Genomic DNA, 19,740 nt, shown 5'->3' on the forward strand with positions numbered 1-19,740 from the left:
ATATTATGATATCGAAAGTGTGTTCGTGATACCGAAAGGAGCCGCATGCGCCAGTTCGATTACACCACAGTCCCAGCGGAACTCGAAGCAACTCCAATCACCAACCTCCTCCTCTCGATACGCGAGCATAAAGGCCGACAGCTTGCTCTGAGTCAAGTCAAACCCGAACTTCTATCGTCCCTTATGGAGGAAGCTAAGATCCAAAGCACCCAATCCTCCAACGGACTTGAAGGAATTGTTACCACCCAAAAAAGACTCAAAGCGATCATGGCGTATTCCGCCAAGCCAAGCTCCCGCGCAGAGGAAGAAATCGCTGGATACCGAGATGTGCTGTCGCTTATTCACGAGCAACACGATTCCATTCCCGTAACGCCATCGGTCATTCTGCAGTTGCATCGTGACCTCATGGTACACACAGCAATCTCGTATGGGGGCCATTGGAAAGATAGCGATAACGAAATCATCTCCATCGACGATCAAGGCAATCGATTTGTGCGCTTTAGGCCGCCTTCGGCCCTAGCAACCCCCGGACTTATCGAAGAAGCCTGTCGGTCCCTCAACGACGCCTTATCTCGTCAAGTTTGCGACCCCCTCCTTATATCATTCCGCTTCATCTTCGATTTTGTCAGCATTCATCCCTTCAACGATGGCAATGGCAGGATGAGCCGGCTCCTTACAACGCTGCTACTCGAAAAGACTGGATACGACGTTGCGCGTTACATCAGCATCGAACGACTTATTGAAGACAACAAGGCGCTCTACTACAACGCCCTCGCTGCAAGCTCCGCTGGATGGAATGAAAATCAAAACACCGAAGCACCCTTTATCCGTTTCATGCTCGGAACAACCCTGGCCGCCTACCGACAGCTCGAGCAGCGTACCTTAATTGAATCAAGCACTCGTCCCATGTCGAAGCAAGCGCGCATCGCCGTTCTATTTCAACAGAGACCCGGTGTCATTAAGAAATCCGACATCCGATCCAACTGCCCCGATATCAGCGAGGTTACCGTTAAACGAACCCTCGGTCAGCTTGTTAGTTGCAGCGCAATCGAAAAAACAGGAGCGGGTCGTTCGACGGGCTACATACTCAAAGACGTCCATGCTCTAGAACTATTCTTGCAATCCACATTACCCGATAGCGAGGCCGCAATAACAAAAGAGGCTCCAAAGGATAAGCTCCTTGAACGTGTAAACCACGCCGAGGATGAAAGCAGAGAGGGGCTCTATGAAGACTACGATTCATTCTCAAGGGACATAAAGACGAAATACGGAGTCTAGTCATATCCCAGAATAGCCTCATCCTTGTTGCCCAAAGTTATTTACGCGTCATTGTAAAGCGGTACCCCCGCGCCGGCAGGGGGCAGATGTATCGCTTGCAGCGCTAGCTAGCAAATGACCTGCGTGAGTTCCTCGATGGCGGCGCGATCCTCGGCGGCGATGCCCGGCTCGCACACCACGGCGTCCAGGCTGTCCAGACGGCAGAAGGTGTAGAAGTCGCGCTTGCCGATCTTACTGGAGTCGGCGATCAGATAGCGCGAGTCGGCCTTGCTAAAGGCGAGCTGCTGGATACGACCCTCATCCATATTAGACGTAGACACGTCGCCATCCAGAATGCCGTTGGCGCCGATAAACGCCGCGTCGATACCCAGCGCACGCAGGGTATCCTCGGCCGTTGGTCCCACAAAAGCGGCGGTACGGCGACGGTACATGCCGCCCACTAGGCACAGGTCGCAGTCCTCGCGCGCCTCGAGCAGGTTAAACACCGAAAGCGAATTGGTCACGATGCGCAGACGAAATGCCGGCAGCATCGAGGCCATCTGCTCAACCGTGGTGCCCGTACCCAAAAAGATGGTCGAGCCCTCCTCGATGAGCTCCACGGCGCGGCGCGCGATCTGCAACTTTTCCTCGGCATGCTTGGTGCGCTTTTCGCTGTGCGAATACTCATGGCGCAACATAGCATGTGGACGGCCCTGCGCACTGCGGGCTCCACCGTGCACGCGCTCGATCTCGCCCAGGCTCGCAAGCTCCTCGAGATCGCGGCGGATCGTCATATCCGAGACACCCAGTGCATCCGAAATCTCCTTGACCGAGACCGTGCCCTGCTCCTCGAGCAGCTGACGAACCCTATCCTGTCGCTCTGCCTTAATCACGATGAATCCTCGCCGTTCTATGCGTGCATATCATTCAAACAGTAACGAACAAATTGTATCAGACCCGTGCGTGTCAAAAATGAACGCCCGTACAGCTCAATCATCACTTTTTTGAGAAAAATACCCCCTGCTTTAGTGGGGTGTAGTGATAATCTCGCCTGTTCGCGCTACAGTTTGTCGGAAATACCTCGATGTTAGGAACCAAATGATCACTTCCGAGCTTTTCGGCACCGCGCCGTGCGGTACCCCCGTTCATCGTTACACCCTCAACGGGCCCGAGATCTGCGTTCGCATTATGGACTTTGGCGCCACCGTGCTGGGCATCGACGTGCCCGACATCCCCGGCAACGTGCGCGATGTGGTGCTGGGCTTCGATAAGCTCGAGGATTACTTTGACAACCCCGCCTGCTTTGGCGCGACCATCGGCCCCGTGGCCAACCGCACTGCGGGTGCCACGATCACCATCGCCGGCACGGACTGGCATATGCCGGCCAACGAGGGCGTCAACAACCTGCACAGCGACCTTGAGCACGGCCTGCACAAGCGCGTGTGGGACGTTGAGCTCGACGAGGTCCACAATGCCGTGCGCATGACCACCTCGCTTGAGGACGGTGAGCTGGGTCTTCCCGGCAACCGCACCTTTACGGCCGTGTTTACCGTGACGCGCACCGGCTGCTTCCGTATCGAATACGGCTGCGAGAGCGACCGCGCCACCTACGTGGCCATGACCAACCACACGTACTTTAACCTTGCCGGCCATAACGCCGGAATGGACTGTGAGCACTTCTTTGTTGCTAACGCTGCCCACTACCTGCCCATCAACGAGCAGAACATCCCCACCGGCGAGATTGCTCCGGTCGAGGGCACGCCGTTTGACTTCCGTGAGCTGCGCCCCATCGCGCCTGGCATGGAGGCCGACGATCCGCAGATTAAGCAGGCACGCGGCTACGACCACTGCCTGTGCATCGATGACTATCAATACGGTCGCAACCTGCGCCGCGCCCTGCATGTCGAGGAGATGTGGACCGGCCGCGAGCTGGACTACTACACCACCGCCCCGGGCGTGCAGCTCTACACTGGCAATTGGCTGGGCGACGAGCACGCCAAGGACGATGCCAACTATAGCTGGGGCGCCGGCTTTGCCCTCGAGGCAGAGATGTACCCCGACACGCCGCACCAGCCGCTGTTCCCGCAGGGCATTGTGGGCCCGGGTCACCCATACAGCAATGTGATCGAATACCACTTTATGAGGCACTAGGCCCACAACGCGACATATCGCACACCAGCGCCCGCCGGCACCGCCGACGGGCGCTTTGCCACCTAGTCATTGGAGACAGTCTTCACTGCCAGACGAGGAGGACTGTCCCAATCTGCCGGCACTTGGGGACGTTCCTAAAAGGCCGGCACAAAAGGAACGTCCCCAAGTGCCAAGGGTGTCCCCAATGACTAGTTGAACAGATTGCCGATGGGGTCGGGATTGGAGCTGGGGAGGTAGCGGATTTCTAGTTCTATGCCGAGCGCTTGCAGCTCTTTAAAGGCGGCGGTATCTGCATCGCTTACGGCAACGGCAGGCGTTACAGAGCGCTTGCCCTCCCCTGCCTGCATATGGCCAATGCTAATCTTGGTGATCGGCACACCGCCCTTGACCAGCGTGAGTGCATCGGCGGGCGACGCCACCATGATGAGAATCCATTGGCGCGGCGTTGCGGTATGAATGATGTCAATGGTCCTTTGCACCGAGAAAAACCGCGTCCACACGCCATCGGGCGCCGCGACCCTCATAGGCGCCCACTTGCGCGAATCCGCCGCAATCTCGTCGTTCACGATTAGGACGAGGTTGGAACCCACAGCCTCGTTCCACAGCTCAACGTCTTGCCCGTAAATAAACCGATCATCGATACGTGTAAGAAGGATCCTGGGTTGAGCCATGGCAGCCCCATTCTGTTTGAGACCCGTAAGAGCAAGACATCGCGTTTCCAATATTAGTGCATTTAAAGCGAGAAAAGCCGTCAGAACACTTGCGCGGATGTGTGATGTCCCGTATCATAGACAACCGTTGACGCCTCCGTTGCGTCACCACATGGCCGCCAGCGTAGCTCAGTTGGTAGAGCACCGCTCTCGTAAAGCGGGGGTCACCGGTTCGAGCCCGGTCGCTGGCTCCATTGCACAAGATAGCCGCCTTCGGGCGGCTTTTTTGTTGCCGATTTTGAGTGCGCATACGCCAACCCAAGCATCACCACGTCGATCGCTTCCTGCTCAAAAACAGAAAGCCCCGCCAAACGTGATTCCCCTAGGGAAAACATGTTTGGCGGGGTCCTAGCGTGATTTCCCTAGGGGAATCACGCCATCAGACGAACAACTCAACCGAGCAGCTCGCTACTCCTCCCAGTAAGCATCTGCAAGCAGCTTAAAGCAAATCTTTTTGACCGGCTGTGCGCCATCGCCCGGGAACTCGAGCGTGGGCATGTGAGGCTCGCCGGCAACAAACAGCGCGAACTTGTCGTCGGCAAGATCGCCGGCGATCGAAGCGTCGGAATCGACCAGATCGTAGTCGTCCTTCTCGTCAAACTCCTGAACCAACGTCAGGCTGCCCGTGGCAACCTTAAAGGCCTCGCGACCCTCGACATCGATCTGCAGGTCGTGATAGCGCTGATGCGTCTCATAGTGAGCCTCGGCCTCGGGACGCGTCGTGGGAGCCATGACGTTCGCATAGACCTTGTCGCCCAGAATCGGATGGCTGCCGACCTCGAGCTGCGCCGGGTCGTTCTCCTCGAGCCAGTCGATCAGCACGTCGAGGCCCTTGAGCATTCCGCGATACTCCTCGATATCGCCCAATGCACCGTAAATCATCTAAATCCCCTCTCGGATCGTTTCCTTGGCGGCTACTCGGCAAACGCATTACCAAAGCTGTTGCCGCCCACATACGTCTCGACCAGGGTAAGGTCGGGACTGAACACGACAAAGTCGGAGTCGTGCCCCGGCATAATGCTACTGCACTTGTCGTCGACATGAGCTAGCAAGCGATGCCGGGGCCGCAGCACAAGCTCCTACAGCTCGGTCACGACAACGCCGTTGTAGACCTCGTCCCAACGATCCATGACCAAGTGGCCAGTCATAGGATCCATGGCATTGAGCTTGCCGCAGGTATTGGCGGTACGCAGCACCGTCTCATCATCCGCGCCGGCTGCGATGGCGTGCGCGAAGCCGGCAATGGTAGAATCGCCAGAGCCCGTAGCGTTAACGGCGGGGATATCGGGGGTCTTGGCGCGGAACGCGCGGCCGTTATGGAAGCCCACGGAACCGGCGGCACCCATGGACACGACGACCCAGGGGATATCGGAGAAGCGGGCATCAGAGGCGAGCGCGGCGCGAAGCTCGTCCACATCGTCGGTGGTAAAGCTCGTGCCCAGAAGGCCGTTAATTTCGGTCAGGTTAGGCTTAACCAGCTCAGGCTTGACCTCGGACTTGAGCGCAGCCTCAAGCGAAGCACCCGAGGTATCGAGCAGCACCTTGGCGCCGGCGTTCTCGGCAATGCCCGTGATCTTGGCGTAGTAGTCCGCCTCGACGCCGCGGGGCAGCGAACCCGAGATGGTAACGACATCGGCCTTGCTCGCAAGCTCGGCGAACTTGGCGGTAAAGGCATCGAGCTCCTCGGGGACTATCGTCGGGCCGCTCTCGAGCAACTCGGTCTGGTTGCCAGCATGAAGGATATTGAGGCAGATACGAGTCTCGCCCTTAATGGGCACAAAATCATTCTTAATACCGTTGGCATCCATGAGTTCCGCCATATAGGCGCCCATGTGGCCGCCGAGCAGACCGGTTGCCACAACGTCGTCGCCCAGCTGACCCAGCACACGGGCCACGTTGAGGCCCTTGCCGCCGGCGGTCTTTTCGGGCGTCACACGGTTGACGTCGTCGATAACGAGCTCATCGAGCTGATAGCGCGTATCGACAGACGGGTTCATCGTAACGGTGAGGATCATTTTTAGCTCCTTATCTCGCAGGCTCCTTGTGCCTCGCGATACGAGTCGACAAAACGGAATTACAGAATCTCGATCGTGAACGAGCGCACGATGGTTTCTTTGGGCTTGGCGATCAGGCAGCCGCGCTTATGCTCAAGCACGTCATCCTCATCGGAACAGGTCGAAAGGCCACCCCAGGGCTCAACTGCCACAAAATCACCCTCGGGCTTACTCCACACAATAAGATACGGGAAGCCCTCAAAGCTCAGGCGAACACCCTTGTCCTCGCCCTTCTTGGAAAGCGTGACCTGACGGCTCTCGAGCACGTCAAAGATGGTCTCCGCAAAATCGAAGAGCTCATGCGACAGAGGCAGCGTCTTTCCCACCATGGGATTCTTGGAACGCCTGTCCACATCGATCAATCCAGTCGAGGGAACGGCAGTGCAGAGTTCCGCAGCCTCGTCCTTCTCAAAGCGCAGCTCGTAGTCCGTATAGGCCTCACCCTCGTCGAGTGGGCACCTAAAGCCAGGATGTCCACCGATAAAGAACGGCATGTCCTCGGTGCCCTCATTGGTGACCTCATAGGAGACACGCACGGCAGCGTCCTCAAGCGTATAGCGGGCGACGAGCTTGAACGGATACGGATAATCTTTCAGCAATGCAGCGTTATCCTCGGATGCCAGACACACAGCCAGCTCGTTCGTGCTTTGGCTCAGCAGTTTCCACTCCTGCTTGCGCGCAAACCCGTGACGGGCGAGCTTCACATGATGCCCGGCGAACGTCATGGCGCTGCCGTCGCGCAGACCTCCGCAAATCGGGAAGCAAATCGGCGCCTGGCCGGACCACACGGCAGGATCGCCCTGCCACAAATACTCGCGACCGTCGGCCTCAATCGAGGTAAACGAGCCGCCGGCTGTGGAAACCTTGATAGAGATCGAATCGTTGGAGAGAGCGTATTCCATTGCCCATCCTTTCGAACAACTGCTTTTTGCTCGCAAGTACCCGTCTCGGCCCTAACCAAAGGACAAACCCGCATGTTCATCGATGCGCCCGGTATCCTAGCCATGCAACGGGGTACCATACAGACATTGACGTCATTACAGCTGAAAGGCCTTCTTATGCGAACCATCATCCTCTACGCCTCGCGTCACCACGGCAATACGAAAAAGCTCGTGGACGCCATCGTTGAGGCGCACCCCGAGATCGATACCCTCGATGTAAAAACGCTCGGAAAAAACGAGTATCCCGACCTGCACGAATATCATCTAATCGGTGTCGCTACGGGCATTTATTACTCCGAGATCGACAAAGATATGGCACGCGTGCTCACCAACGTGCTGCAGCCGCAGGACAAGGTGTTTGGCCTTATGACCTACGGTGGCAAAAACAAGTGGTACGGCAAGGATATCGATGGCATCTGCCGCATGAGACAGGCCATATTTATGGGCGTCTACGGCTGTCCCGGTTTTGACACGTGGGGACCGTTCAAGATTACCGGCGGCGTCCAAAAGGGACACCCAACCGCCGAGGAAATTAAGGGCGCCGTCGATTTCTTCGACAAAATCGAAGACGAGTACGGCGATATCATCGTCGAAGAGTATGCCAAGCGCGAGAAGCGTCTAGCCTACGAAAAGGAGCATCCTGCGGGAGGTCTTGTGGCCGGCGTCAAGCGCACAGCAAAGAAGATCGCTAACAAGCTGTAACTGTGAAGGTGCTTTTGAGCGTTTAACCCATACGGCGGGTCCGAGCAGATTCGGGCCCGCCGTCTTTTTCTATCGTTACTCGGTAAAGGCGTTGCCGACGCTCTGGCCGCCAACATACGTCTCGACGAGGGTGAGCTCGTGGTCGAATACGACAAAGTCGGCATCGCGACCCGGCATAATGCTGCCGCACTTATCCTCGATGTGCGCGGAGCGAGCCGGCACCTCGGTTGCCATGCGAATGGCGATATCGGCGCTGGCAATGCCCCAGTCGACAATGTTCTTGACGCCCTGGGCAAGCGTGAGCACCGAGCCGGCAATGCTCTTGCCGTCGGCGAGCCAGCACAGGTTGTCCTTCATGATAACGTCCATACCGCCACTGGTGTAGCTGCCCTCGGGCATGCCGCCGCAGCCCAAGCAGTCGGTGATGAGCACCGTATGCTGCCAGCCCTTAGCCTGCAGCAGTGCCTTGATAGCGGCGGGGTTCACATGCTTGCCGTCGCAGATAATCTCGGCGTAGGTCTCGGGGGTGGTCATAGCAGCGCCCACAACACCGGGCTCGCGGTGATGCAGACCGCGCTGGCCGTTATAGGTGTGCGTAAAGCAGCTAGCACCGGCATTGATGGCGGCGACGCACTCGTCATACGTGGCATCAGAGTGACCGATGCTGGTCACGACACCCTTAGCGTTCAGGGCGGCAGCATAGGCAGCAGCACCATCGCGCTCGGCGGCCATGGCGCTCTTAACGATACGTCCGCCGGCAGCCTCCTGCCACTGGTCGAAGACCTCCTCGGAGGGGTCGATCAGGTAAGCGGGGTTCTGTGCGCCCACGTGCTTCATGGTAAAGAAGGGGCCCTCCAGGTAGATGCCCTGAATGCGAGCACCGCAGAAGTCGGGGCCGCGGCCCTCGTCAGCCTGGGCAATAGCGGCACAGGCGTCCTTGATCTGCTCGACGCCATCGGTGAACGTCGTGGGCAGCCAGCTGGTGGTACCGCGACGGGCGAGCTCGGTCGAGCTGATATCGATACCCTCGGGATCGTTGTCAGTAGTTGAGTGGTTGTAGAAGCCATGGATGTGGGTATCGACCATACCCGGTGCGATCCACGATCCCGTGTAGTCCTTAATCTCGCAAGAGGGCTTGTCGGCCTGCCAGGCGCCAAAGACGCCATCCTCGACCATAAGATAGCCGCCCAGCTGCGGACCTGCCGGCAAGAAGAACTTGTCAGCCTTAATTGCGTACGTGCTCATATGCACTCCTTGCTTCTAAAGCAGTTGACTGTGGTGATGCTTATACCCGGTCCTAGTAAAAACAGAAAGCGCCCGCCCGCCGTTATGAGCGGACGGGCGCCCTTACAGGGGGGACGCGATTAAGCGGTGAAGGGGTGAATCGTCACGCCCTTAACCACGCGGTTGACCGTGCCAGTGGGGCTCGGCGTATCGGGCGTGTTGCCCACGCGCACGGAGTTGAGCAGGCTGATGGCCTGGGCAAACATCACGAACGGCAGGGCAAGGTAGCCCTCGGGGAGTGCCTCATAGCCCTTAAAGGTGAAGGACTCGCCCTCGTAGACGGTAGCGCCATCCTGCTGAACGGCAACGGTGTGCTGAGCGATCTCGTCGCCACCGATCTCGTTGAGGATGTCGATATCGTACTGACGGGTGTAGGCATCGTTGTTGACGAACACGAACACGAGGGTCTTGTCGTCGACGAAGGACTTGGGTCCGTGACGATAACCCATGGAGGTGTCGTAGGAAGTAGCGACCAGACCGTGAGCGAGCTCGAGGATCTTGAGCTGGCTCTCCTGGGCAAGGCCCCCGAAGGAGCCGGAACCCAAGTAGGTCACGCGGTTGAAGTCGCCAGCCAGGTAATCGGCGACCTCGGGCTCACGATCGATGACCTCCTCGCCCATCTTGGCGATGGTCTCGACCCACTCGGCCTTCTGCTCGTCGGAAGCCTCGTCAAAGATGAGGGTAGAGAGCAGGGTCATGCAGGTGTAAGAACCGGTCATGGCGAAGCCCTTGTCGTTGGCGCGCGGGATGAGCAGCGTCAGCGCATTGGGGTCATCAGCGGACTCGACGGCGAGCTTGCCCTCGGGAGCGCAGGTGATGTTAAGGAACTTGACGTTGTGGACGAGCTCCTTGGCAACGGCAACGGCGGCAAGGCTCTCGGGGCTGTTGCCAGAACGGGCAAAGGAAACCACGAGCGTGGGATCCTCGGCGCGCAGGAAGTCGCGCGGGGCGCTCACGATGTCGGTCGTGGCGATGGGCTTAAAGTCGTAGAGATCAGTGTTGCCAGCGTGACGCAGGTACGGGGCGCAGGTATCGCCAACATAGTCGGACGTACCGGCACCGGTAAAGACAACGGACAGACGGCCCTCGCCCATAGCGCGAGCCTCGGCCAGAAAGGCCTCGATGGCCTCCTTGTTCTCGCGATAGATGTTGAGCGTATCACGCCAGAGCTCGGGCTGCTGAGCAATCTCGGCCGTGGTGATCTGGGCGCCGAGCTCGGTGAGCTCCTCGACACTCTTCTCGAACATTTCTAATACCTCTCTCTAGAAGTAATCCTCTGACGTGCAATTATACACTTCAGTTGGTTATCTGGTAGTAACCAGTTAAATGCAAAGAATCATCACATGGAAACGATGTGAACACTAGTCGCCACGCTGGTGGTAAACCTTGTATTTAAACTGATCGGCACGAGCAACCGAGAGCGTATACTCCACAACCTCGTTTGACTCGTTATACGTAGTCCTGACCAAATCGAGCACAGGCGAACCCTCGACAATTCCCAAAAGATGGGCATCGGTGGGACGGGCTATGCTCGCATAAAACTCCTCTTCGGCCACGCGTATCTTTTGCTGAAAGTCCTGCTCAATCACATCGTAAAGCGGCTTACGCTCCAGCAGCGGTCGCTTTAGGGACAGAAATTGACGAACCGGTAGATAGCTACGTTCGACCATCATGGGCATGTTGTCGGCAGAACGAAGGCGCTTGAGCTTAAAAATGCGATCACCGATACGTAATCCCATATGCTCGGCCAGATTCTTATCGGCCTCCATCTCGCAAAACTCGAGAATCGTGGTCTCGGGGTCGCGACCCATCGCGCGCATCTGCTCGGTAAAACTGTAGGACTGCATAAGATTGGTTGCCTTTGCCGAACGGTCGGTCACAAAGGTACCGCGACCGTGCTGCCGAACCACCAGTCCCAAACGCTCCAGTTCCTGCAGAGCCAGGCGTACCGTAGTGCGCGAGAGGCCATAGCGTTCCGAAAGTTCGCGCTCGGAAGGAATCATGTCACCGGCGCGATATTCATGGTCAATCTTTTCGGTCAGAATATCGACCAGCTGATCGTACAGCGGTTGCTTACGCGCTCCGATCGCCATCCTATCCTCCCATTTTCTCAAACTCGGCTAACTACCTAGGGTGTTTAGCATTATCTGTCTGCCACACCCGAATCATCAAGAAAACAAAAGCCGCGCGCTCTTTCGAGCACGCGGCTTTTAACATACACATGGCTTAAGGGGTCGGGGTGTGAGCCGCGTAGGGACACACCCCTCAAGCTAGAGCCTTACCAGATGCTCGGCCAGAGACCAAGCGGGCCAGCGCCCAGGATGCCCAGGACGAAGAGCAGCAGAATGCCCTTGGTCGGGGTCCAGCTGTGCTTAGCGAACATGTAGTAAAGCAGCAGCGTAAGCATAAGCGGGACGAGCTTCGGGACGATGGTGTTGAGGGTGTCGGCAACGGAGAAGTTGACCGGATCCTCGGTGACGGTGCCGTAGGTAACGGACTCCATGCCGTTGCCCAGATCGGTGACGCCGCACTCGACAGCGTTGCCGTCGGCATCGGAAGCGGTAAGGGCGTTGCCGTCCTTATCGGTCATGGCGATGGTACCGGCCTCAGCGGTCTCGGTATCGATGCCCTCCATACCGGTGAAGTTCTCGGCCTCCTTCTCGGAGACGATCACGGTAGTAGCGGAGAGGCCACGGGTGGTGCCGTTGGGGATCTGGAGGTTGATCTGGGTGCCACCCATGGTGACGACCAGGCAACCGACGACGAAGACGCCCATGATGGAAGCGGCACGCGTGAAGGCCTGCATGTTGGCAGTCAGAGCGTCAATAGCGCTGGTGCCAAGCTTGTAGGACCAGTTCATGAGCCAGAAGCGCAGAGCGAACTGGACGACGTTGAAGATCACCAGGAAGATGATCGGCGCAGCGGCGTTGCCGTTGATGGCCATGTTGGAGGTGATGCCGGCCGTGATAGGCACGAGCGTCAGCCAGAACAGGGCGTCACCGATACCACCGAGCGGGCCCATTGCGGCGACGCGGACGGCGCGGATCGTGGGGATGTCAACCTTGTTCTGCTCGAGCGAAAGCACGATACCCATAACAAAGGTGACGAGGAACGGGTGGGTGTTGAAGAACTCCAGGTTGTGGCTCATGGAAGCCGCGAGGTCGTTCTTGTTGGTGTGGATCTTCTCCAGACCGGGGATGATGGAGTAAAGCCAGCCAGCGGCCTGCATGCGCTCGTAGTTGAACGATGCCTGCAGGAAGCAGGAGCGCCAAGCCATCTTGTTGAGGGTCTTCTGGTCGAGCTGCGGAGCAGGAGTGAGATCCTCGTAGTGCTCCGGGATCACATACTCATTAGATGCCATCTTCGAAGTCACCTCCGTCAGAAACAGCTGCACCCTTCAGCTCGGTCTGCTGCTGGAAGTCCCAGAAAGCGATGCCGAAGCCGATGAGAGCGAGGATGAGCAGAGCAGGGGTTGCCAGCGAATCGTTGGCAACGGTGATGAGCGCGAGGCCAAAGCCCATGAGGAAGAAGCCCCACATATCGCGGTTCATCATAACCTTGAGCAGGACGGCGAAGCCGACGAAGCGCATCATGCCGCCTGCAGCGGACAGACCGGTCTGCAGCCAAGTCGGGATGGCGGAAGCGATGGTCTGACCAATGGTAGCGCCAGCGATGAAGAACAGGGTGACGACGACAGCGAAGATCAGGCCGAGCAGAGCCATGGCGAAGTAGTTCAGGCGCTCGATGCCCTTGGTGTCCGCGTTATGAGCCATGTTATCGGCCGTGGACATAAGCGGGGACATAAGCGTGAAGACCAGGGTAACGCCGAGCTGACCAAGCAGAGCGAACGGAATGGCAAGGCCGACTGCCGCGTTGGGCTCGAGACCCGTAGCGATAGCGAGAATGGCTGCCATGATGCCGCCAATGACGGCGTTAGGCGGCTGAGCGCCTCCGATCGGCATGTTGCCGATCGTCATGAGCTGATAGGTACCACCCACGAGAAGACCGGTGTTGAGGTCGCCAAGGATAAGACCGATGACGGCGCCGGTGACGATGGGCTGATAGAGAGACTCGAGGAAGTCAAACTGGTCGATTGCCGCGATGAACGTGACGACGAAGACCAGAGCGATCTGGATAATCGAGTATTCCATCTTGCTCCTCCTTTCAAAATGTATGTACGCACTTTGGATTTCACGTACAGAACGTCAGGGTTTCAATCCTGACAACGTGGATCACGAGGATTACGAGAAGAGCTTGCTCGTGTCCTCAACAGGCGTGCTCGGAACGCGCCTGATCTCCAACTCCACCCCCAATTCCTGCAGCTCTTTAAACGCAGCGACATCCTCGTCGTTAACTGCGACGGAGGTGGCGACTTGGCGCTTTCCTTCCGACATGTGCATGTTGCCGATGTTTACCTTCTTTATAGGCACACCGCCCTTGACGAGCGTAAGCACGTCTTCCGGTGTTTCGGCCACGATGAAGATCTTCTGGCGCGGGCTCGCCTTGCCAATGACGTCGATGGTCTTCTGCAGGGAGAAGAAACGCGTAGCGACGCCGGCGGGAGCGGCCATCTTCATGAGGTTCTGGCGCATGGTGTTGGTCGACACATCGTCGTTGGCGACGAGGATGAGGTTGGAGCCCAGGGTGGAGTTCCACTGGGTAGCGACCTGACCATGGACCAGTCGGTTATCGATGCGGGTAAGAAGAATGTTGGGTTCTGCCATGTTGATCAGCTTCCTTTCGTTATTTGCTGACGACAGTTACTTGATCTCCTGAATCGCGTAACGCGAAACATCTACGACGGCACCGGATCGGACTTTGATCTGGACCTTTTCGCCTTCGATGCCCTTGACGGTTCCGTAGATACCGCCGGCGAAAAGAACCTCCTGACCCGGCTTGAGCTCGGTGTGCAGCTCCTTGAAGTACTTCTGCTTCTTCTTCATGTTGATTTGCGACCAGATGGTGTAAATCACACCCATGATGGCAAGCAGGCCCAAAAGAGCTACCGAGGAACTCAGAACACTGGCTCCGAAATCGGCCATTAGATGCCGTCCTCGTCGCCGAAGATATCCTCTTCATCGGAGCCGGCAACGGATGCGACCGTCTGGGCGGTGATGCCCGTCTGGCCAACAGTCACGGCCTGCTCGCCAAGCTCGGCGAGCGTGGCGTTACCGCGGAGGAACAGAAGCTCAATAACCATGGGAAGGTTGGTGCCAGTCAGAACCTCGACGTTGTCGACATCCTGGGCAATCATCATCGACTGATTGAACGGAGTACCACCGAGCAGGTCGGTAAAGACGAGCACGCCATCGCACTCCTCGCGCATGGCGGTAATAGCGGCGCGGAGATCCTCACCGTAGGAAGCAGCCTGGTCGCCCTCAAAAGGAACGACGGTAAAAGCGGGCTGGTCGCCGGCAACCATAGCGATAGCACTTGCAAGGCCGGGTGCGAACTGTCCATGACCGGTAAGAATAAAGCCAACCATTCAAATTTCCCTTCCGAAGGTGTGTACGATCTGAGTCCGATGATGTTCGGAAGCCAGCGGGCGCTCGCCCTTAAAGCTTCTTAGAAAGCGTTCTTTGAAGACCAGTGGTCTCTCAACTGGTAGTAACCACGTGACGTGTTGTTGTCACTATATCACCACAGAAGAGGTCGCTTTCGTTGATTCATACAGTAAAACGTTTTTGCACCGTTCACGGTGATAAATCGACCGTTTACCGCTCGTTAACACTTCTACCTGCGGTTTTGAAACCGTTTCGAAATGCGTTGGCAAAAGATCGGATCTTTTTCTGTGTCTAAACAACGTAGGGCGGCTAAATATAGCGTGTAGGAAAAATGCAGGTCATTGTGAAGATTTGTGAATTGGTCTTTTTGACTTAATACCAGTTAGAACCAGTTTAGAAATTATCGGTGAACGGTAGTTTTTGACCGTTCACCGGTTATTTGCAATCGTTTGCAGCCGTTTTCCCATATGAATTAGGGAGACCCGATGAAGCATTTGCGCTATTGCAGGAAATATCGTTCTTTGTCCACCCCCCCCCGCATTCCAAACTCCCATTCCCTGAATATGCCATAGCTCTCACTATTCGTCTCACAAACATTACTTACTCTAATCTGTAATTGTTTATCGTTTATCATTAAGTATGATATAAGATACAAGTATCATCCAAGACATTGGTTGGAGGAGCTATGGTCCGCTGGAACGTATCCAAATCGAATGAAGCCATCGACCGTGAACAGGCAATAGCCAAACTGAGGAAGCTCACTCGCTACTGCAAATGGGGCACAATCTGCACCATCGTGGCGCTCGCTCTGGCACTCCTCGCAGTCATTGCAATCGAACTTCTACTCATATTGCCTAGCCTCTCCCAAGGGTTCTGTCTCCAATCCGTAGAGCTTACGGCTGGCGAAGGGCCATTTCTCGCTCTCGTCGGCGCCAACGAACAGACCCCTCTTATGCTTGTCGCGCACGACGGTCATACTGCCATAGGGAGCGGCATGATGGCATGCCTCGCGCTTGCCATCGCGCTAAGCGCATACAGGTTTTTCTCCGCCATTGAAAAGGCGGGCAGGCCCTTTGACCTCGAATGCATCCGCATACTACGTCAAATAGGACATTTGTTCCTTATCGGCGGCGCCGCCGTGAAACTTTTTGGTGCCATAGTCACAGGGCTGATACTCTCAGGATTTGGCGGTAGCTTTACGGATGCGCTTGGCGGCCAGCATCTCGACCTCTCCATGCTCTTTACAGGCCTGATTATTAGCCTGATTGCCAGCGTCTTCCAGTACGGGTGTATCCTGCAAAAACAAGATGACGAGTTGCTCTAGGGGGAATCCATGATTATTCTGCGGCTCGACCGCATGCTCGCCGAACGCAAGATCTCATCGAAAGAGCTTGCGGAACGCGTGGGCATCTCCCAGGTCAATATGTCGCGCATCAAGACGGGCAAGGTTTCTGCCGTGCGCTTTTCAACTCTTGACGCGATATGCCGAGCACTCGACTGCCAACCGGGCGATGTACTGGAATATATGCCTGACGATGAAGCCGATAACCTTTTTGGACTTAAAGATTAATAGGCATAATCTAACCACCAGTGTCTAAACGCAATAAGCCCGCTAGAACGACATCCGTTCTAGCGGGCTTATCAGTTTTTTTGGCTACGCACTCGGTGGCTCGGGCAGCCCTTACGCAAACAGGCCGTAGATGCTGATGTTGGCCTTGGCGTAGAGGCCGTTAGCATACTCGGTCCACTTGGAGCTGGCGCTCGAAGCCTGCGAGGAGTACTGCTGGTAGGCGGTGTAATAGGCGGTCATGGCCTGTTTATAGGTAGCGCTATCGGCAGTAAAGGCATCGTCGGCGAATGCCTTAGCGTAGGTGCCATCGGCGTCCTTCCAAGTGCCCTTTGAGCTATCCCACTCGTCGCCGGCAAGGTTGATGATGTAGTCGGCGTAGTCCTTGCTCGCGGTCTCCTCGTTGCCGTCAGCAGGCTCGGTCGGGGCGGTCGGCATGCTTGCGGAGCTGTCGCCGACCTTCTTCTTGTAGAGCTTCTGCAGCGTCGCGGACTGGCGGACGATCTGCTTGGCCTGGTCCTTGGAGACGCCATACTGCTTGGCCATGGTGTCGTAGTCAGAAGTGCCGATAGAATCCTCGGCGTACTTCTTCATCTCCTTAGAAGAGACGGTAATACCCTCGTCCTCGGCAGCATCGAGCAGAATCTTGTTGCGCACGTAGGACAGGATGACGTCGGCAGAAGGAGCCGTGTAGTTGCCGTCGCCGTCCTTGACGGTGTCGAGGCTGTACTGGCTCTCGATAGCCTCGCGCGCGGTGATGTCGCTCTTCTTGCCGTTGTAGCTATAGCTTGCCACGGTCGAATCGAGCTGGTCCTCGGTCAGGGTCGACGAACCGACGCCCTTGCCGCCAAAGCCGCCATTGCCAATAAAGAAGCCGACCACAGCAGCGATCACGACTGCAACCACGAAGGCGGCGATCATCGTCTTCTTGTGCTTGGATGCATGGTCGTCTTCCTCGGAACCCAGAATATCGTCATCCTTGTCCTGGGCCTCGGGCATCAGATTCTCGTCAGCGGCATCTGCGGCGATCTGAGCCTCCAGACGGGCGTCCTCCTCCTCGGCCGTCGTACCGGCGGCAATGTGCTCGGCAGACGTACCGGCGACCAGGTCGATCTTCTCGTCCTCGTCACCATTGGGGCCTTCGCCGCGCTCGATGATCTGGATGCCGTCGATCTCGTCCTTCTCGTCCTTCTTTTGAATAAAACCCATATCGGTTACTCCTTGTTAGGAAACATAGTCCCCAATAGAATACGCCCGACGGAGCGCCGGGCGTATTGATTCTTAGGTTATACGCAAACACTTAAGTACTATTTAGGCGTTTGCAGTCTGCATGCCTTAGACCAGGTGCGCGATAACGGCATCGGCAAAGGCCTGCGTACCCACGGCACCCTCAACGGAACCGGTCTGGGCACGACGCACGTCACCGGTAACCTGCTCGCCCTCGTCGAGCGTGGCAGAAACGGCGGCGCGAATGCGATTAGCGGCGTCGTTCTCGCCCAAGTGATCAAGCATCATGGCAGCAGAGAGAATTTCTGCCGTGGGGTTAGCGATATCCTGGCCGGCGATATCGGGCGCGGAGCCGTGCGTTGCCTCAAAGATGGCGCAGTCGGCACCGATATTGGAGCCCGGAGCCATACCCAGGCCGCCCACCAGGCCGGCGCACAGGTCGCTCACGATGTCGCCGTACAGGTTGGGCAGCACCAGGACATCAAAGTCGTTGGGGTTCTGGACCAGGCCCATGCAGGTGGCGTCGACGATCTTGTCGTTGAACTCGATGTCGGGATAGTTGGCGGCCACCTCGCGCGCAACGCGCAGGAACAGGCCGTCGGTCGCCTTCATGATGTTGGCCTTGTGCACGGCCGTCACCTTTTTGCGGCCGCAGCGGCGGGCGTACTCAAAGGCGTATTCCACAATGCGGCGGCTCTTGGCGATGGAGATGGGCTTGATCGAGATGGCGGAATCAGCGGCGAAGGTCTTCTGACCCGAGCGCTCGACGAGCTGCGAGAGCTCCTCGACCTCGGCAGCACCCTCATCGAACTCGATACCGGCGTAAAGGTCCTCGGTGTTCTCGCGCACGATGACCAGATCGACGTCGCGGAAGCGCGAGCCGTCGCCCGGCTGCGACAGGCAGGGGCGCACGCAGGCGTACAGGTCGAAGTGCTTGCGCAGGGCGACGTTAACGCTGCGGAAGCCCGTGCCGACCGGTGTGGTGATGGGGCCCTTGATGGCAACTTTGGTCTCGGCGACCGCATCGAGGACGTGCTGGGGCAGCGGCGTACCGAACTCGTCCATGACGCCGGCGCCGGCCTCCTGGACGTTCCAGTTGATCTGGACACCGGTGGCCTCGACCACGCGGCGCATGGCCTGCGTAATCTCGGGACCGATACCGTCACCGGGAATCAGGACTACATCGTGCGCCATAATCTGTTACTCCTCGTCTTCGGCGTCGTCAGATTTCTTAACGCTAGCACGCTTCTTCTTTTTGGAGAGTTCCAGGCCAAAACGTTTAACAAGCATTTCGCAAATCTCGCTCGAACGGGCCTTGAGATAACTGCCCTTGCCGTTCTCGGCATCGAACTTAAGGCGCAGTGCGAGCTTGTCGGCGACCTCGGCGTCGATCTCGCCCTGGCTAAACTCGTACAGGCAACCGAGCATGTCGCGATACTCGAGGTCGCCGTGGTAGCACTGGATGGCCTCGTCCAGGATGGGCCAAGCCTCGCGCGAACGCTCGACGCTCGTGGCGCCCCATACGCACAGCAGGCGGAAGGCGGCATAGCGCAGCGTGGAGGAAATCTCGTCGAACAGCGCGGTCTCGGCACCCTCAAAGGCATCGCCCAGCTGCTCGGGGCAGGTGGTGGCGAGCGCCGCCAGGGCATCGAGAGCCTCCCAGCGGGTCTGAGCCTCGGGGCGGTCGAGCGCCTCGATCAACGCGGGCACGCAGGGCACGACGCGCTGCGGATCGCGCTCGGCAAGCAGGTGCAGCACGCGGGCGGCAAACTGGCGCATGCGGCGCGTGGGGCAGCCGAGCTCCTGGACCAGTCGGTCGACGGCGTTCTCGTTCTCCTCTGCCAGCTGAAGCTGTGCCAGCTCCTCGTCGGTGAGCTGTTCGTCTTTGTTTTCTGCCATAGTTACCTCTTCTTACTATTTCTTAGCGTGCTTGCCAGCACCCTTGCTGTCATCGGTGACCGAGATGAGCTGTCGGTCGGCCGCGCCATTGCGACGCGCACGGCGGCGCTCCTCGGCGTCACCCGCGTCGGCGGCGGCGCGATGGGCCTTGTTGACGTTAAAGACCTCGTCGTGCTTGCGCCACGGACCGACGGACTCGCCAAAGCTCATCTTAAGACCGGCGATAAAACCGCCGAGCCAGCCGATCGGCGCAAACTGCACCAGCGGGAACAGCGAGAACACCCAGGTCAGCAGGACGACTGCCGCCGCTCCTGCAAAGTTGGCAATCCAGTAGTCGCGCTTGGTGATGACGCGCTTTTCGCAGGCCCACTGGCCGCACAAAAAGCCAATGTAGATCGCAAAGAGAAAGAGCACCAGCGCGAGCACCACGAACGTCCAGCTCAT

The 19,740-nt window shown here is 57.6% G+C and carries 22 protein-coding genes and 1 tRNA gene; 6 read left to right on the forward strand and 17 right to left on the reverse strand.

All coding sequences use genetic code 11. The annotated features are described in order from the left end of the window. The first annotated feature begins 45 nt into the window (after positions 1-45). Positions 46-1,278, forward strand: a complete 1,233-nt coding sequence (locus DXB98_RS04230) for a Fic family protein (RefSeq protein ID WP_117743264.1) — start codon at positions 46-48, stop codon at positions 1,276-1,278. 107 nt (positions 1,279-1,385) lie between these two features. On the opposite strand, the gene DXB98_RS04235 is transcribed toward DXB98_RS04230, so the two are convergent. Beyond that, positions 1,386-2,150 (reverse strand): DeoR/GlpR family DNA-binding transcription regulator, encoded by a 765-nt coding sequence (locus DXB98_RS04235; protein ID WP_233505086.1) that lies wholly within the window; start codon positions 2,148-2,150, stop codon positions 1,386-1,388. A gap of 205 nt (positions 2,151-2,355) precedes the next feature. Here DXB98_RS04235 and DXB98_RS04240 point away from each other — a divergent pair, with 205 nt between their 5' ends. After that, entirely contained in the window at positions 2,356-3,408 is a 1,053-nt protein-coding gene (locus DXB98_RS04240; protein ID WP_117743265.1) for an aldose epimerase family protein, read from the forward strand. 188 nt (positions 3,409-3,596) lie between these two features. Here DXB98_RS04240 and DXB98_RS04245 read toward each other — a convergent pair whose 3' ends face one another. Then, complete coding sequence (locus DXB98_RS04245; protein ID WP_117743266.1) at positions 3,597-4,079, reverse strand: PTS sugar transporter subunit IIB; 483 nt, start codon at positions 4,077-4,079, stop codon at positions 3,597-3,599. 157 nt (positions 4,080-4,236) lie between these two features. On the opposite strand from DXB98_RS04245, the gene DXB98_RS04250 reads away from it, so the two are divergent. Continuing rightward, positions 4,237-4,312 (forward strand) — tRNA-Thr (locus tag DXB98_RS04250). Between the two features lie 214 nt (positions 4,313-4,526). Here the strand turns inward: DXB98_RS04250 and DXB98_RS04255 are convergent. From DXB98_RS04255 to DXB98_RS04270, 3 genes are all read right to left on the reverse strand, one after another. Continuing rightward, positions 4,527-5,000, reverse strand: a complete 474-nt coding sequence (locus DXB98_RS04255; protein WP_117743267.1) for a YhcH/YjgK/YiaL family protein — start codon at positions 4,998-5,000, stop codon at positions 4,527-4,529. A 197-nt stretch (positions 5,001-5,197) separates the two neighbouring features. Then, positions 5,198-6,133 carry a hexose kinase gene (locus tag DXB98_RS04265; protein ID WP_117743268.1) on the reverse strand — a complete coding sequence of 312 codons (936 nt, stop codon included), beginning with the start codon at positions 6,131-6,133 and terminating at the stop codon, positions 5,198-5,200. Positions 6,134-6,192: 59 nt separating this feature from the next. Beyond that, the gene (locus DXB98_RS04270) at positions 6,193-7,074 is read right to left on the reverse strand and encodes an aldose 1-epimerase family protein (protein ID WP_117743269.1); all 882 of its coding nucleotides are present in this window, start codon (positions 7,072-7,074) and stop codon (positions 6,193-6,195) included. A 156-nt stretch (positions 7,075-7,230) separates the two neighbouring features. On the opposite strand from DXB98_RS04270, the gene DXB98_RS04275 reads away from it, so the two are divergent. Continuing rightward, positions 7,231-7,815: a flavodoxin domain-containing protein gene (locus DXB98_RS04275; RefSeq protein ID WP_233505087.1), complete on the forward strand. Its 585-nt coding sequence runs from the start codon at positions 7,231-7,233 to the stop codon at positions 7,813-7,815. A gap of 75 nt (positions 7,816-7,890) precedes the next feature. Here DXB98_RS04275 and nagA read toward each other — a convergent pair whose 3' ends face one another. The 8 genes from nagA to DXB98_RS04315 all read right to left on the reverse strand — a co-directional run bounded on the left by nagA (position 7,891) and on the right by DXB98_RS04315 (position 14,584). Continuing rightward, entirely contained in the window at positions 7,891-9,060 is a 1,170-nt protein-coding gene (gene nagA, locus DXB98_RS04280; protein WP_117735494.1) for an N-acetylglucosamine-6-phosphate deacetylase, read from the reverse strand. Positions 9,061-9,179: 119 nt separating this feature from the next. After that, positions 9,180-10,346, reverse strand: a complete 1,167-nt coding sequence (locus tag DXB98_RS04285; protein ID WP_117743270.1) for an SIS domain-containing protein — start codon at positions 10,344-10,346, stop codon at positions 9,180-9,182. 114 nt (positions 10,347-10,460) lie between these two features. Next, on the reverse strand, positions 10,461-11,192 hold the full coding sequence (locus DXB98_RS04290; protein ID WP_117735495.1) for a GntR family transcriptional regulator: 732 nt from the start codon (positions 11,190-11,192) through the stop codon (positions 10,461-10,463). Positions 11,193-11,377: 185 nt separating this feature from the next. Further along, positions 11,378-12,460, reverse strand: coding sequence for a PTS system mannose/fructose/sorbose family transporter subunit IID (locus DXB98_RS04295; RefSeq protein ID WP_055251210.1), 1,083 nt, complete (start codon positions 12,458-12,460; stop codon positions 11,378-11,380). After that, entirely contained in the window at positions 12,450-13,250 is an 801-nt protein-coding gene (locus DXB98_RS04300) for a PTS sugar transporter subunit IIC (protein ID WP_022094610.1), read from the reverse strand. The genes DXB98_RS04295 and DXB98_RS04300 overlap by 11 nt, the downstream gene beginning before the upstream one ends. A 90-nt stretch (positions 13,251-13,340) precedes the next feature. Beyond that, the gene (gene agaV, locus DXB98_RS04305) at positions 13,341-13,823 is read right to left on the reverse strand and encodes a PTS N-acetylgalactosamine transporter subunit IIB (protein ID WP_089572404.1); all 483 of its coding nucleotides are present in this window, start codon (positions 13,821-13,823) and stop codon (positions 13,341-13,343) included. Between the two features lie 36 nt (positions 13,824-13,859). Continuing rightward, entirely contained in the window at positions 13,860-14,141 is a 282-nt protein-coding gene (gene yajC, locus DXB98_RS04310; RefSeq protein ID WP_117735497.1) for a preprotein translocase subunit YajC, read from the reverse strand. Beyond that, on the reverse strand, positions 14,141-14,584 hold the full coding sequence (locus DXB98_RS04315; protein WP_117743271.1) for a PTS fructose transporter subunit IIA: 444 nt from the start codon (positions 14,582-14,584) through the stop codon (positions 14,141-14,143). Before DXB98_RS04315 ends, yajC begins: the two co-directional genes overlap by 1 nt. Positions 14,585-15,288: 704 nt before the next feature. On the opposite strand from DXB98_RS04315, the gene DXB98_RS04320 reads away from it, so the two are divergent. Both DXB98_RS04320 and DXB98_RS04325 read left to right on the forward strand, forming a co-directional pair. Beyond that, positions 15,289-15,927 (forward strand): DUF2975 domain-containing protein, encoded by a 639-nt coding sequence (locus tag DXB98_RS04320; RefSeq protein ID WP_117735499.1) that lies wholly within the window; start codon positions 15,289-15,291, stop codon positions 15,925-15,927. Positions 15,928-15,936: 9 nt separating this feature from the next. Then, the gene (locus DXB98_RS04325) at positions 15,937-16,173 is read left to right on the forward strand and encodes a helix-turn-helix transcriptional regulator (protein ID WP_117564746.1); all 237 of its coding nucleotides are present in this window, start codon (positions 15,937-15,939) and stop codon (positions 16,171-16,173) included. Positions 16,174-16,284: 111 nt separating this feature from the next. Here the strand turns inward: DXB98_RS04325 and DXB98_RS04330 are convergent, their stop codons facing one another. The 4 genes from DXB98_RS04330 to DXB98_RS04345 all read right to left on the reverse strand — a co-directional run bounded on the left by DXB98_RS04330 (position 16,285) and on the right by DXB98_RS04345 (position 19,740). Continuing rightward, complete coding sequence (locus DXB98_RS04330) at positions 16,285-17,379, reverse strand: hypothetical protein (RefSeq protein ID WP_117743272.1); 1,095 nt, start codon at positions 17,377-17,379, stop codon at positions 16,285-16,287. 126 nt (positions 17,380-17,505) lie between these two features. Then, a complete protein-coding gene (locus tag DXB98_RS04335) occupies positions 17,506-18,591 on the reverse strand; it encodes an isocitrate/isopropylmalate dehydrogenase family protein (protein WP_117743273.1) in 1,086 nt (361 codons plus the stop codon). 6 nt (positions 18,592-18,597) lie between these two features. Then, entirely contained in the window at positions 18,598-19,296 is a 699-nt protein-coding gene (locus DXB98_RS04340; protein ID WP_117743274.1) for a hypothetical protein, read from the reverse strand. Positions 19,297-19,311: 15 nt separating this feature from the next. Next, entirely contained in the window at positions 19,312-19,740 is a 429-nt protein-coding gene (locus DXB98_RS04345; RefSeq protein ID WP_055310425.1) for a hypothetical protein, read from the reverse strand.

The organism is Collinsella sp. OM07-12, assembly GCF_003438275.1.
Classification (GTDB): Bacteria; Actinomycetota; Coriobacteriia; order Coriobacteriales; family Coriobacteriaceae; genus Collinsella.